Below are 12,936 nucleotides of genomic sequence, written 5' to 3'. Positions count from 1 at the left end.
CGTCCGCGCGCCATACGTAAACCTCTGTCTATTGATAGTATCTAAAAATGCCCGCCCCTAATTGTAGGGACGGGCCGTTAGGTAGGTTAGCTGTTGACGTCGCCGAGCTTTTGCTTGTCGGCTTCGCTTTTGGCAGCGTCGGCGACGCGCTGGCCGCTCTGCTTGGCTTTTTTGACGGCCGCATCTGCTGCGGTGTCTTCGTCGGCTGCAGCATCGGCGTTGTCTTTGGTCTCTTTCAAGACCTTGCCAGCTTCGTCTGTCGCAGCTTTGGCCACTTTGCCCAGCTTCTCACGCTCTTCCGAGTAGATCCGCTCGGCTTCGTTAAAGAGCGTGTCACTGTGTTCGCCCATGTAGGCATCTTCGGTGCGGCTACGGGGCAGGGCGGCGCCGATTGCGGCCCCTACGGCCAAGGCGAGTGCACCGGCGACAAAGGGATGCTCATCGAAGAGATCCGAGGCGCGTTCGCCGCCCTGTCGGGCATAGCGGCCACTGGCGTTCCACGCATCAACTGCGGCGGCACGGGCCATAACAATCCGTTCACGCGCTTCGGCGCTCATATGCTCGGTCCCCTCGGATAGACGGTCACGCAAGGCATGGGCACGTTCATTCGCGGCGTTTGCGCTATCACGAACACTATGTGCTGCGCCGCTGGCGGTGTTGCGTACGCTGTCGACGGCCGAGCTTGCACCGTAAGACGCGCGGTCGCGGGCATAGCGTGCACCGCTGGCAACAGACGACCCAGCCGAGCGTGCACGACCGGCAGCTGAATTGGCGGCGCCTTTTACGCCACCCGCAGCGGAACTTGCAGCATTCGACACGCCACTTGCAGCAGAACCTGCGGCCCCCGAAACTCCGCTCACGGCGGAGCCAGCGGCCCCTTTTACGCTGCCAGCGGCAGAGCGGGCACGGTCGCCCAGGCCACGGCCATCGTCGTCATCGTGGTGTACGTCGCGGGCCCATGCAGGGACGTTATCGCCAGCACTACGGTCAGCGCCATAATTGGACGCATAGACACTTGCCGGGGCCGCCGAGCGATGTGCGTCGCGCACGGCAGGACGGTTTTCCGTGTTGGTGACAGGGACGGGCACAGGATGCGCACGATCACGGTCCAGCCCCTGATAGCTACGGCTGTCACGCTTGTTTCCACTGCCGAACATCATCCACGCGAGGCCAGCGCCGGTCAGGGCCAAAGCCACCGGGTTACGCTTGGCCGCGTCTGAGACGGACCGTCCCCAGTCGCCACCATGTTCACGGAACTGGTCTGAGAACTGGCGGGCAATGCCTTCGACCGAGAAACGGTCCTGAAGGTCGTCTAGCGTATTGGCCAGACCGGCACGCTCCCGTTCGATTTCGCGTTCAATTTCTTCGGGATCTCTGGAGTCATTTGTCATCGTAAACCTCCTTCATGGTCTGTGCGTCACGCTTGACGTTTTTGGCGGTGCGGGTTGGTGCAAGGCTGTTCAATTTCAGGTCATTGGTGCCTTTCTGAACCATCACATAAGCGACGATGGCAAGCAGAACGCCAACAATCACAGCCGACCAGCCAGCGGCGATGCCTGCTTCGGTCAGTGCGGCAACCAATGCGGCGCTAAGAACGTTGAGCGCAGTCAGCGCCACAACCACAGCACCGACGATCAGGCCAATGGCCACGCCCGCATGTTTCAGATTTTCATTCACTTCCGCGCGGGCCAGATCGACCTCCTTGCGCATCAGTGAACTGACATGGGAAAGCGCTTCGGTCAGCAGGCTCCCGGCGGATTTATTGCTTTCGGTGGTCATGCTTTCTCTCCTGTTACGACGTTGGGCGCGGCAGGTTGCGTAGCAGTGCGGCCGGGAACGGTGCTGGCTGCACCGGTCGGCGGCGTGCCGGGCATGGGCGGATCGATACGGTCATCATCGTCATATTCGACGCCTGAACCGCCATAGCCACCGCTGGGGCGCGAACCGGACGCTTTGGCAAAGCGAGTAGCAACAAATCCGAGCAGCGCAGCACCACCAAGGAAGGTCAGCGGATTACGCTTGGCAAAGCCGTTCAGGTCGTCGACGACTTCGCCCAAGTCTTTGTCACGCATCGTTTCCGACACGTCGGCTAAACCATCAGCAAGCTGGCTAAAGCTGCGCTCTTGCGGGGAGCCGCTGCGCAGTTCATCGGCAGCCGTGCGCAGGGCAGAGGACACGCCTTTAACTTCGTCGGCAGCCGTGTCGCGGGCTTGGTAGGCATAGTTGGTCGCTTCGGCAGAAACGGTGTCGGCCACGTCGCGGGCCTGTGCCTTCGCGGATTCTGCGGCGCTGCTCGCGGCGGCGGCAGCTTTGTCTTTTGCAGCGGCGGCCTGCTCTTTAGCGGCAGCAGTTTGGGTCTGTGTATTCTTGTCTTCGGGCATGGTGACCTCCATTAAAATACGAGATTCAGGATCGCGAGAACGACCACGATCAGGCCGATAAGGTAGAAAATTCCGTGCATGGGTCTCTCCATTCGTCTGCGTCGATTATCTTATCTACAGACCAACAACTGACGCTGCGGGCAGTTCCGCAAGGGCTCAAAAGAAAGCTGGGAACCCTTTGGCATGCGGCGATTAAACGAGGGCAGAACCAAGGCGGAGGCCATAAACGCAAGCGGCGCGCCCTATAAGGACGCGCCGCTGCTTAACAAATTTTAAGAAGTTCAGCCGTCGATGCGGCTGGCCATGATGGCGATGGCCTTTTGATAGACGCCCGCTGCGTTCCACGCCTGAATGACGCGGAAATTCGGTTGGCCTTCTTGATATCCGGCGCCGGGCTGCCAGCCTTTTTGGCGCAGGAAGTTGGCGGTGGAGGCGATGGCATCCGCTTCGCTATAGAAATCCACGCGGCCGTCGCCGCTGCCGTCCACCCCGTAGTTCAACGCGTTGCCGGGAAGAAACTGCGTGTGGCCCAACTCACCATGTTTCGCGCCTTTGGTGTTTGGCGTGATAGCGCCCCGATCCACCAGTTTCAGCGCGCCAATCGCATGGGGCACGAAAAAGTCAGAGCGGCGGCAGTCATAGGCCAGCGTCGTGATGGCCGAGACGACAGCACTATCGCCCATGAAACCGCCAAAGCCCGTCTCCATCCCGTGGATCGCCAAAAGAACGCCCGCAGGCACGCCGTAACGCTGTTCTAGCGAGCTATAGAAACCAGCATTGCGCGCTTTACGTTTGCGGCCTTGGGCCACAATCGTATCCGCGCCGCGCACTTGCATGAACTTGGACAGAGAATATTTGAACGACTTCTGGTTGCGGTCTGCGGCGATCGTGCCGTTGGCATAGCGCGCACTTGCCAAAGCGTTCAGGCCCGGCTGGCCGACACCAGCGGCGCGGGCCTCTTGGGCAAAGGCACCTTTCCAGGCTTCAAATCCATTGGCCGTATTGCCGCATTGCGCGGCCAAGGTAGGCGCGGCCACGAACATGCAGATGGCCGCGGTGGTGGTGAAAAGTGTTTTGAACATGAGTTTGACCCTCTGCGTGTGTATTACCGGGCAAAGGTTAGCCCAAACGGGCAACGGTTCAACTAAGTTGGTATATGAAGCGGAAAATCTTTTGGCGTCACCGGGGCAGAAGTGCGCGAACATAGCCAAAGACGACATCCGCCCATGCGTCGACCTGTGGCACGCTGCCTTGCGCCAAACTCGCCCCGCCAAAGAGCATGCCGATGGTCACTAAAAAGATCAGCCCTTTGCGGCTTCGCTTTGCACCGCGACGTTTGCTCTCCACGCGCTTGGCGCGTTCTTGGATGCGCATCACCCGATCGTCAAATGTGGTCGTAGAAATCGCCATCGAATCTGCTTCCTCTGCAGGGTTTCGTGACAACTTGGTCAAGCGGTGTGGCTGTTTTGTGGCGGTGAAAGGGCGCGTAGATGGTCAGCCCGCATAAAACAGGTTTGCCCCAGCAAAGGCCGCAATGCCGGCGCCGACAAAGCCCAAGAGCATTAACAATCCATCCCGGTACAACAACGCCAGTCCAAAGATCGAGATGACGATCATCGGGGCCGACGTTGCAAATGGCACTACCTCCAACGGGGGCACCGACAGGCAGAGGCATAGGATCACACCGCAGGCGAGCTTTTGACCGGTGGGGCCAGCGATGCGCGAAAGACGGGCGTGGAGTTTTTCGTCAATCCATTCCGAGATGGGGCGCAGCCATTCGACGGATTTCAACACCTTCGACGCCCCCAGATGCTGCCGACGCAGCCAATTCGGGGCCCAGAAATGCGCATAGCCCATTAACATGCGCAGGGCGAGGATCGCCACCAGCAGCGCGAGCAAGGTCGGAAAACCGGGAATGCCACCCAGTGGCGTCAATTCGATTAACGGAAGGACGGCGAGGGCAGGGCCATATCCGCGCTCATCAAGTGCGTCGATCAACTGGCCCACTTCTACGGTGTCTTTCCCTTCGGAGGCGTCTTTGATTTCCCCAATCACATCCATAAGCGCTGACGATTGATCTGCCATAGTACGCACCCTATTTCCTGCGCTTCTCTAGCAAGTCAACGCAGGGCGGAACCCTCTGTTCCACGCCCCAATAGCAAAAGGGCACGGTGTGACCCGCGCCCTTTCAAAACTTATCTAACTGCCCTGAGGGCCAGAAAGATTAGCAGCTGTAGTACATGCCGAATTCAACCGGGTGCGGGGTCTGTTCGAATTTCAGAACCTCTTCGGTTTTCAGCGCGATGTAGCCTTCGATCTGGTCACGGGTGAACACGTCACCGGCCAGCAAGTAATCCATGTCCTTGGACAGCTCGTCGAGCGCTTCGCGCAGCGAACCTGCCACTGTCGGGATGTCCGCCAGCTCTTCTGCGGGCAGGTCATAGAGGTTCTTGTCCATCGCCTCGCCGGGATCGATCTTGTTCTTGATGCCGTCAAGACCGGCCATCAACAGGGCCGAGAACGCCAGATAGGGGTTCGCCGCCGGATCGGGGAAACGGGCTTCGACGCGCTTGGCTTTTGGGCTTTCGGTCCATGGGATACGCACGCAGCCCGAACGGTTACGCGCGGAATAGGCGCGCAGAACGGGGGCTTCGAAACCGGGGATCAACCGCTTGTAGCTGTTGGTCGTCGGGTTGGTGAAGGCGTTGAGCGATTTGGCATGGCTCAGGATACCGCCGATGAACCACAGCGCTTCTTGGCTGAGGTCAGCATATTTGTCGCCTGCGAACAGGGGCTTGCCGTCTTTCCAGATCGACATGTTGACGTGCATACCCGACCCGTTATCGCCAAAGATCGGCTTGGGCATGAATGTCGCCGATTTGCCATAGGCATGGGCCACGTTGTGGACAACGTATTTGTACTTCTGGATTTCGTCAGCTTGCTTGGTCAGCTCACCAAAGATCAGACCCAGTTCATGCTGGCAGGACGCAACTTCGTGGTGGTGCTTGTCGACCTTCATGCCAAGGCGCTTCATGGTCGAAAGCATCTCAGCGCGCAGGTCTTGCGCTTCGTCCACCGGGTTTACCGGGAAGTAGCCGCCCTTGAGGCCCGGGCGGTGGCCCATGTTCCCCATCTCATAGTCGGTGTCGGAATTCCACGAGCCGTCGGATGCATCAACTTCGTAGGATACTTTGTTGACCTTGTTAGAGAACTTCACATCGTCAAAGAGGAAGAACTCTGCCTCGGGGCCAAAATAAGCGTTGTCACCGATGCCGGAAGACTTGAGGTAAGCTTCGGCCTTTTCGGCGGTGCCGCGCGGGTCGCGCTCATAGCTCTCGCCGGTGTCTGGCTCAGCGATCGAGCAATGCACACAGATGGTGGTTTCGGCATAGAAGGGGTCGACATAGGCGGTGCTGACATCGGGCATCAGCTTCATGTCGGAGGCTTCGATGCTTTTCCAGCCAGCGATGGACGAGCCGTCGAACATAAAGCCTTCTTCGAGGAAGTCTTCGTCGACCAGATCGCTCACGATGGTAACGTGCTGCAAAGCGCCGCGGGTGTCAGTGAAGCGGATGTCGACATATTCAATGCCTTCATCCTTGATTTTGCTCAGGAATTCCTGGGTATCCATCGTGTAGGTCCTTTATGGTCTATTCGTAGTCTGGGCCCGAGGGCCGTTGTCAAAGTGCGTCTGAACCGGATTCACCGGTACGGATGCGAATTGTTTGTTCTACAGGGGAAACGAAGATTTTGCCGTCACCGATTTTCTCCGTCTTGGCGGCGTCGACGATGGCTTCAATAGCAGCATCGACCTGATCGTCATCCAATACCACTTCGACCTTCACTTTGGGAAGGAAATCTACAACATATTCCGCACCTCGGTAGAGTTCGGTGTGGCCTTTTTGACGGCCAAAGCCTTTGACTTCAATGACGCTGAGGCCTTGAACACCTACATCTTGAAGGGCTTCTTTGACTTCGTCGAGTTTGAACGGCTTGATGATGGCTTCGATCTTTTTCATGGTATTCCCCTGACAATTCCCGCGCATTTATGCTCTGGTTTTTGACAGAGCATCCCGCCCGCGTAACGTCCAGCGCCGGGCAGGGGGTTACATGGCGCGACGGAAGCATTTGCCAAGGGTCGATTAGAATTTGCGCAGGTTGCCTAAAGATTGGGCAGTAATGAATCGGATGTTGGGCTGTACCTTTGCGGGGTGGTTGCTACTTCTCTCACTATGCAGATTTCACAGATCACCCGCGACACCCTTGATGTCACATTGCTGGGCAAAAAGCCGGGGCATAAGTACGACCACGGCCATGCGCTGGTCCTGTCAGGCGGGCCGGGGAAAACCGGGGCCGCGCGCATGGCGGCACGGGGGGCATTGCGGATCGGCGCAGGGGCAGTGACACTGGGCGTGCCGCCTGCCGCGCAGCTTGAAGTGGCGATGCAGGTCACGGCGATCATGCTTGAACGCATTCCCGACGGCGCGGCACTTGCTGACGTGCTAAAAGATAACCGTATCAACGCGCTCTGCCTCGGCCCGGCTTTGGGGTTGGGCGCGCGGGCTGCCGGATTGGTGAAGGCGGCGCTTGCCGCGCCATCTGTGGTATTGGATGCCGATGCGCTGACCTTGATGTCGCAAGATGCTGAGATACGCGCGGGTCTTCATCCCCGGTGCATCCTGACACCGCATATGGGTGAGTTCGCGCGGCTGGCCCCCGATCTCGCCGAGGCTGCCAAGGCCGAAGGGCCAAGCGCAAAGGCCTGGGCGGCCCGCGAAGCGGCGGCGCGCTTTGGTTGTGTGGTTTTGCTGAAGGGGCCAGAGACGGTCATCGCCACGCCGGAGGGGAATGTGCGGCGTCACTGCGCCACTCACGATCGGGCAAGCCCATGGTTGGCCACGGCAGGGGCCGGGGACGTGTTGGCAGGGTTCACCACAGGGCTAGTGGCGCGGGGGATCGACCCGCTTGAGGCGGCATCCCTGGCCGCATGGCTGCACGCCGAAGCGGCGCTGACACATGGCCCCGGTTTGATTGCTGAGGATTTACCAGACCTGTTGCCGCAGGTGCTTCGTGCCCTGAACGTTCAAGCGGCGTGAAGCACCGCGCCCCGCGCGCGGGCAGCATCGGCGGTGCCAAGTTCTAACCCATCGGCGTAGATAATATGCGGACCGTCGCAGAAAATCTGGATCAGCGTTGTTTCTTCTTCGCCCAGATCGGTAATGAATTCGTCATCCACCAGCGCCCGCGCGGCGACCAAGGCCCGCTCAGAGTTGAACAGTGCCCGTGCGCGCCAATCACGGACCAGCACCATTTGATCCCCGGCAAGCTGCGCATCACGTTCAGGCCGCGTATGGCCTAATGATCCAGCCGCCAAAGCAATACGCCGCGCTTTTCGAGTGGAGCGTTGGATATGCAAAATCTTAGCGAAACCGCTATCGCGCGTGATGATCCGATCCCCGACGGAGAGATATTCAACCGGAATTTCGCCATCCAGCGTTAGAATAAGGGCGCCCTGCACAAGACCAGTGTCCAGCGCAGCATAGGGGGAAAACTGGCCCGCATGGCGATCATTGCCGCCTACGCACCCGACCGTATTCGGTTTCATGGGCGTTTCTTTCTGTTGTACCTGCTCAGGTATGATCAACCATATGCAACCATCTAGTTAATGTCTTGTGTTTTTTGCTCTCGCATCTGCCGCGCGGGTTTGCTAATTAGCGCGGGCACCGGTTGGTGCAGTGCGGGTGTGGCGGAATTGGTAGACGCACCAGATTTAGGTTCTGGCGCCTATGGCGTGGGGGTTCGAGTCCCTTCACCCGCACCACTCTGGATATATTCAGTAATTTTAACATATCTATGCCTCTGTACGCTTAGGGAAGTGTAGGTTTCGCGGTTTGTTTCGCAGGTTCATTTTTTGTTTCCGTTTCACCCTTAACTATCGCGCCGCTGTTGAGCGCGCTTAGACGCTGTCCGCTGATCTCTTCCAGCCCGATATTTTCGCACCATCTCCATTGTCTTATGTCCGGTGACGGCTTGAATATCTGCGTCGCTGCAACCAGCGTCCGCGAGCTGTACCGCAGCCGTATAGCGCCAGCCATGCGGCACCAATCGGTTTGCACCGTACATCAATCCGAGAGCTTCTCGGACACCTTCGACTGCTTTCTGGGCTGCCCGTTTGCCAATGGACTGAGTCAAGTTCTTGGCCATAATGTAGCGCCCATTGCGGGGTAGGTTGCTGAGATATTTCTGAAGACGGGTAGGGCAGTAAATATCCAACTTGGAACCGGTTTTGTCCTGAACAACGCTAATATACTCGCCATCGAAATCGCTCCACTGCATCTTGATACAGTCGCCAATACGTTGGCCTGTTCCAATGGCGAGTTCATAGATCGTTCGCGCTTGTGTCAGCTTGTGCAGTTCGCAGTACTGTTCGAAGGCCAGAAGTTTATCTTCCGGCCAGGGCTCATACTCACCGCCGGTCAACTTGCGAATATCAATTACTGGATTCCGTTCGATCCATTCGAGATCGACCGCTAATTTACAGAGGATCGACAACACAGCGATGCGTTCGTTCGCCTTAGACCATGTGTCTTGCATGGCGCGCTGAGCCGCTAGAGCGTCTTTCCGTCGAAAATTGACGACGTTTTTGTCTCCATTCTTCTCTCGGATCGCTTCGCAGTGGCGCCGGTAATTTTCCCGAGTACCTTTGGCCTTGGATATATAGCCAGGTGTTTTATAGAATTCTGCGACCAAGTTATTCCACGTCGTCTTATGAACTGTCTTTCTGCGCCCCGCACGGATTTCCCAATAAGCCTTCGAAAATTCTTCGCTATCTGGGTCGTTTGGAAGGCGATGTCGAGTAACTCTCCCGCCTCTGTCCAGACGAAAGTAGATATAGTAGCGACCCTTAACATTTTTAAATTCGAGATAGGGAAGGTTTGGCTTCCTCATACTTCAAATATCTCCTCTGTTAGAGCGTCTCCCGTCCAAATTGCTTCGAAATCGGCGACACGCCAGCGCTCAAAGCCGCGTATATCGCGGGGTTTCGGAAGCGCGCCGTGCTCTACCAACAGACGGAACTCCGCAGGCTTCATATCGAATAGCGCAGCGGCCGTTTTTTCTGTGACGAAGAGTGGGGTGAACCGGGGCATCTCAAGCCTGTTTCGCACTCGCAAGTTCGAATGCGAAATAGCGTAACAAACTACCAGATATCTCTACCACAGTCTGCGCTTCGACAAGATTACTTCGCCCGCTTCGACCAAAAGAAAGATGCTCTCGCTGACATTCTCGTTCGCTTGATAGCTGAATCTCTGCCAGCTCTGTGGTAAGGTTGAGGCGAATTTGAAGATCGGGGTACTTTTCGAACTCTTGGAGGCTCATGTTTGAAACGATGGCTACTAGTGTCTCTCCGAATGTTCCACGGCTAAAACGAGCTAGATGTTCGCCGCTTTCCGCAGCAGAAGGTAATTCAAACCACAAGCTTGCCTCATCAGCGCACTCTTTTACAGTTGGCTCTTTCCGATCGCTGGCCCAACTCAATGGAGCCGAGGCCGTTGTTGCAGCTAAGATCAACATCAACTGTTCTTCTAACGTTGGTGCTGGCGTTGAGCGCCCGGTTCCTTTGCGTCGTAGCCCGGCATTGGCCAGCGCCCGGTCGATAATAGCAAGTTTCTCCGGTCGCTTACCAAGCCGTGAGGCAATATTTGCCGTATAGTTTAACGCTCTAAATCTCATCTCCGCCTCCGTTGTCTTACCAATGGTCTCACAAGTAGCGAGTATATGCAACTTTTTTGTGTTACTATTGGTAAAACAAATTAGTGCGAAGATTTGGGAGGATGCTGTTCTGCTACCTTGGTGAAATATCCTTGCATCATTTCTACGGGTCGGTTGGTAGCCGGTACACTCAATTCTGTGTCGTTCCGCTTTCCCGTTGTCCCTGTCTTTTTCTGTGGTAGCGTTACTTTATCTAAATAATCCGGCGCGCCCAGTGCGTCAATATTAAATGTTGATTATGACGCCAGCACAATGCAGAGCAGCGCGCGCGCTATTGAATTGGACACAGCCTACACTTGCAGCTCAAGCTAGCTTGGGGTTGTCGACAATCGTCGATTTCGAGAAGGAAAGGCGCTCCGTTTCAGAAACGGTTAGGGCGCGTTTGGTCGATGCCCTCGAACAAGCGGGAATAGAGTTCATTTGCGAAGATGGAGAAGGGTTGGGGGTAAAGTTAAAGAAATGGTCACGTATACCTTAGACACAAACTGCATCATCGATCTCGAAGAAGAAAGAAGATATTCTCAGGCTGTCAAAGAGATCATCTCGGCGCATCAAGCGGGTACAATCAGTGTATCGGTGGTCGCCGTAAGTGCCAGTGAGCGGCAACCTGGTGACAGGACTATGGCCAACTACGAAGAATTTGTTGAACGGCTAAACGCTGTTGGCTTGGGTGAACTAGAACAATTGAACGGCATTATGACTTATGGTTTCAGTTTTTTCGGTAAAGGGTACTACGGCGGCACTGAAGAGATGATTGAGCTTGATCGAAGGATACATAACACTTTGTTTCCAAGGATCGATTATGGCCTGAACGACTTTATTAGTCGTCAACCGGTGAGAACCGAAGAGGAAGAGAAAAAACTTCACTGGAAGTGGCGCAACGCATTCTGTGATAGGCAAATGTATTGGGCGCATGCTCATCATGAGCGCGATATTTTCGTGTCCGGAGATAAAAACTTTTCTGAGCTTCGGGGTATGGATTTTTATCCGCATGGAAGAATTTTGACACCTGAAATGGCAGCGCGCGAATTAGGTTAACGATTCGATCCTGCGGCCAATCAGTGCCGGGTCTGTGCCACGCCCGCAGAGGTTGGGGCTGCACATTGTCGGGGTTTTCCCACTCACCGACTAACGGGGTTGCTTTCGACGCTCTGACGTAAGAGGCGCAACCTGCCTATTCCGAATTCCAGTCCACCAGTTTCAGAGCCAAGGCAGGATCAACCCCCGCCTCTTTCGCCAGCGCCAACGTCTGCACGATCGCGCTAAGCGCCCTCGCCCGCCCGCCAACATCGAACGCCTGTAGGGGCCGCATCACATCCAGCTTGATCTTGCCGCCCAGTTTTTCGCTGGCCTCTTGTCCGATCATCACCGCAATCGGCTGCAATGCCCACTGGGCCAAATGACGTTGAGCCTCGCGGACCATCGGCCCGGTGACTGCAACATTGGTCAGACCGGGCAACACCCCATAGGCCATTTCAATGCTCGACCGCGCCGTCGCCCATGTCTCTTTGGTCATGGCTTTAGACAGGTCGGGCGAAACATCGCTAGGCTTGAGATCAGTCTGAGGCGCAGGCCCGCCCGCTGCCGTCACGTTGACAGATTCCCTGACCAAAACTTTTCCGCGAAACCCGCGAAAGCCCCGCGCCAGATCGCTCATATCTTGATCAGGTGCCTCAGGGAAAGGTATCACCGATGAACCCAGCGGCGCGTTGTTGTAGACTTCCGACAGCGCCGTTTCCATCACTTGCAACAGACCAGCCGTCAGACGCGCCCGCCGCAAGGGTGAGGTGCCGACATAGGGCATACCCACATCAGCACCAATGCGCAGGTGCAATACCTCACCCGCCAAGGCCGTTTCTGTCTTGCCGCCCCCTGTGTCAGGGATCCCCACGCGATAGGCGGTAGGCCGAGAGAAACGGGTCGTCAAATCCCAATCTGAGCACGGTATCAGCCCATCATCGCGGATCAGGAACACCGCCTCGCCGCGCAGCGCCAGAGAGCGCGCAGCAAGCGCCAGCGTGGCCGGGGTCAGTAGGTCAGTACCATCGATATCGGCAAGGCTCAGACCGCCCTCCCATAACGAAACCGCTCCCTGTACCGTCCCGGTCAGCTCAGCCACGCCATCGACGCCGCCGATATAATCCGCGCGCGCCTGCATTACTTGCGTTGTGTACCCTGTTCCGCTCGACCGAGGTTCGATTTCAAGTTGTTTTCGTGTGAATGGCCACATGCTCAGACCCTCCGATATGGGCGCAGCAGATCGCCCGCGCCGCTCTGCTGCATCGCTCGGGCCACCCAGTTCGGGTTGCGCTCGACTTCAAAATCAAGGTCATCACCTATGCTAGTTCGGACGGAAGATGCCCCCGGTTCATTGGTGCTATTTCGCGCCCCTCCCAAATACTCAGCCAACCGCCGGAAGGCCTCAGAGACAGCCGCAGGCACATCGCCCCCGCCAACCTGCGCCACGATCTTGTAGGTGCCATCAGAAGGCAGGATGATGCCCAGAGGCCCGTCTAGCAGGGTCAGAGGACGCCAGTTCTCATTTAGCCATTGTTCGGCCATGTGAGACACGACAGGCGTTAACCGCGGGTTAAACTGGTCGCCGCCGTCACCGATCAACGTCCAGATCACCTCGCGATCAGTGAAGCGCCACGCGGTGTAGGCTTCGATCCTCGCCCAGATCATATTTGCATCCAGCGCAGCCGCCCTTATGGAAAGGCCAGAGGGTGCCGCGGGGTAGTTCTCCGGCACATCCTCGAATTGCTTGATAAGGTCTACCGTCATG

15 protein-coding genes and 1 tRNA gene are annotated in these 12,936 nt (G+C 56.9%); 3 read left to right on the top strand and 13 right to left on the bottom strand.

Translation table 11 applies throughout. The features are described from left to right. Nucleotides 1–86: 86 nt before the first annotated feature. The 8 genes from DSM110093_RS09915 to DSM110093_RS09880 form a co-directional block, all read right to left on the bottom strand. Nucleotides 87–1,391 (bottom strand): DUF3618 domain-containing protein, encoded by a 1,305-nt coding sequence (locus DSM110093_RS09915; RefSeq protein ID WP_243264885.1) that lies wholly within the window; start codon nucleotides 1,389–1,391, stop codon nucleotides 87–89. Then, nucleotides 1,381–1,779, bottom strand: coding sequence for a phage holin family protein (locus DSM110093_RS09910; RefSeq protein WP_243260872.1), 399 nt, complete (start codon nucleotides 1,777–1,779; stop codon nucleotides 1,381–1,383). The genes DSM110093_RS09915 and DSM110093_RS09910 overlap by 11 nt, the downstream gene beginning before the upstream one ends. Beyond that, a complete protein-coding gene (locus tag DSM110093_RS09905; RefSeq protein ID WP_243264884.1) occupies nucleotides 1,776–2,381 on the bottom strand; it encodes a hypothetical protein in 606 nt (201 codons plus the stop codon). The genes DSM110093_RS09910 and DSM110093_RS09905 overlap by 4 nt, the downstream gene beginning before the upstream one ends. 281 nt (nucleotides 2,382–2,662) lie before the next feature. Continuing rightward, nucleotides 2,663–3,463, bottom strand: a complete 801-nt coding sequence (locus DSM110093_RS09900; RefSeq protein ID WP_243264883.1) for a lytic murein transglycosylase — start codon at nucleotides 3,461–3,463, stop codon at nucleotides 2,663–2,665. A gap of 97 nt (nucleotides 3,464–3,560) precedes the next feature. Then, a complete protein-coding gene (locus DSM110093_RS09895; RefSeq protein WP_093925859.1) occupies nucleotides 3,561–3,791 on the bottom strand; it encodes a hypothetical protein in 231 nt (76 codons plus the stop codon). 84 nt (nucleotides 3,792–3,875) lie between these two features. Further along, nucleotides 3,876–4,466: an exopolysaccharide biosynthesis protein gene (locus tag DSM110093_RS09890; protein ID WP_243264882.1), complete on the bottom strand. Its 591-nt coding sequence runs from the start codon at nucleotides 4,464–4,466 to the stop codon at nucleotides 3,876–3,878. Nucleotides 4,467–4,605: 139 nt separating this feature from the next. Beyond that, entirely contained in the window at nucleotides 4,606–6,012 is a 1,407-nt protein-coding gene (gene glnA, locus DSM110093_RS09885; protein ID WP_243264881.1) for a type I glutamate--ammonia ligase, read from the bottom strand. A 49-nt stretch (nucleotides 6,013–6,061) separates the two neighbouring features. Beyond that, nucleotides 6,062–6,400 (bottom strand): P-II family nitrogen regulator, encoded by a 339-nt coding sequence (locus DSM110093_RS09880; RefSeq protein ID WP_067266338.1) that lies wholly within the window; start codon nucleotides 6,398–6,400, stop codon nucleotides 6,062–6,064. A 150-nt stretch (nucleotides 6,401–6,550) separates the two neighbouring features. Here DSM110093_RS09880 and DSM110093_RS09875 point away from each other — a divergent pair, with 150 nt between their 5' ends. Then, complete coding sequence (locus DSM110093_RS09875) at nucleotides 6,551–7,477, top strand: NAD(P)H-hydrate dehydratase (protein WP_243264880.1); 927 nt, start codon at nucleotides 6,551–6,553, stop codon at nucleotides 7,475–7,477. Here the strand turns inward: DSM110093_RS09875 and DSM110093_RS09870 are convergent. Next, entirely contained in the window at nucleotides 7,465–7,986 is a 522-nt protein-coding gene (locus tag DSM110093_RS09870) for a Hint domain-containing protein (protein ID WP_243264879.1), read from the bottom strand. The two genes, DSM110093_RS09875 and DSM110093_RS09870, sit on opposite strands and share 13 nt — an antisense overlap. Before the next feature lie 132 nt (nucleotides 7,987–8,118). Between DSM110093_RS09870 and DSM110093_RS09865 the strand changes: the two genes are divergently transcribed. Next, nucleotides 8,119–8,202 (top strand) — tRNA-Leu (locus tag DSM110093_RS09865). A gap of 107 nt (nucleotides 8,203–8,309) precedes the next feature. Here the strand turns inward: DSM110093_RS09865 and DSM110093_RS09860 are convergent. Together DSM110093_RS09860 and DSM110093_RS09855 are read right to left on the bottom strand one after the other, a co-directional pair. After that, nucleotides 8,310–9,329, bottom strand: a complete 1,020-nt coding sequence (locus tag DSM110093_RS09860) for a tyrosine-type recombinase/integrase (protein WP_243264878.1) — start codon at nucleotides 9,327–9,329, stop codon at nucleotides 8,310–8,312. A 201-nt stretch (nucleotides 9,330–9,530) separates the two neighbouring features. Then, nucleotides 9,531–10,112, bottom strand: coding sequence for a hypothetical protein (locus tag DSM110093_RS09855; RefSeq protein ID WP_243264877.1), 582 nt, complete (start codon nucleotides 10,110–10,112; stop codon nucleotides 9,531–9,533). Between the two features lie 498 nt (nucleotides 10,113–10,610). Here DSM110093_RS09855 and DSM110093_RS09850 point away from each other — a divergent pair, with 498 nt between their 5' ends. Continuing rightward, a complete protein-coding gene (locus DSM110093_RS09850) occupies nucleotides 10,611–11,189 on the top strand; it encodes a hypothetical protein (protein ID WP_243264876.1) in 579 nt (192 codons plus the stop codon). 136 nt (nucleotides 11,190–11,325) lie between these two features. Here the strand turns inward: DSM110093_RS09850 and DSM110093_RS09845 are convergent, their stop codons facing one another. Together DSM110093_RS09845 and DSM110093_RS09840 are read right to left on the bottom strand one after the other, a co-directional pair. Next, nucleotides 11,326–12,309 (bottom strand): phage portal protein, encoded by a 984-nt coding sequence (locus DSM110093_RS09845; RefSeq protein WP_243264875.1) that lies wholly within the window; start codon nucleotides 12,307–12,309, stop codon nucleotides 11,326–11,328. A 74-nt stretch (nucleotides 12,310–12,383) separates the two neighbouring features. After that, nucleotides 12,384–12,935: a hypothetical protein gene (locus DSM110093_RS09840; protein ID WP_243264874.1), complete on the bottom strand. Its 552-nt coding sequence runs from the start codon at nucleotides 12,933–12,935 to the stop codon at nucleotides 12,384–12,386. Nucleotide 12,936 lies beyond the last annotated feature (1 nt).

It is taken from the genome of Sulfitobacter sp. DSM 110093 (genome assembly GCF_022788715.1).
Lineage (GTDB): Bacteria > Pseudomonadota > Alphaproteobacteria > Rhodobacterales > Rhodobacteraceae > Sulfitobacter.
Note: the sequence above shows the minus strand (reverse complement) of the source record. Positions and strands in the feature narration are given on the sequence as shown.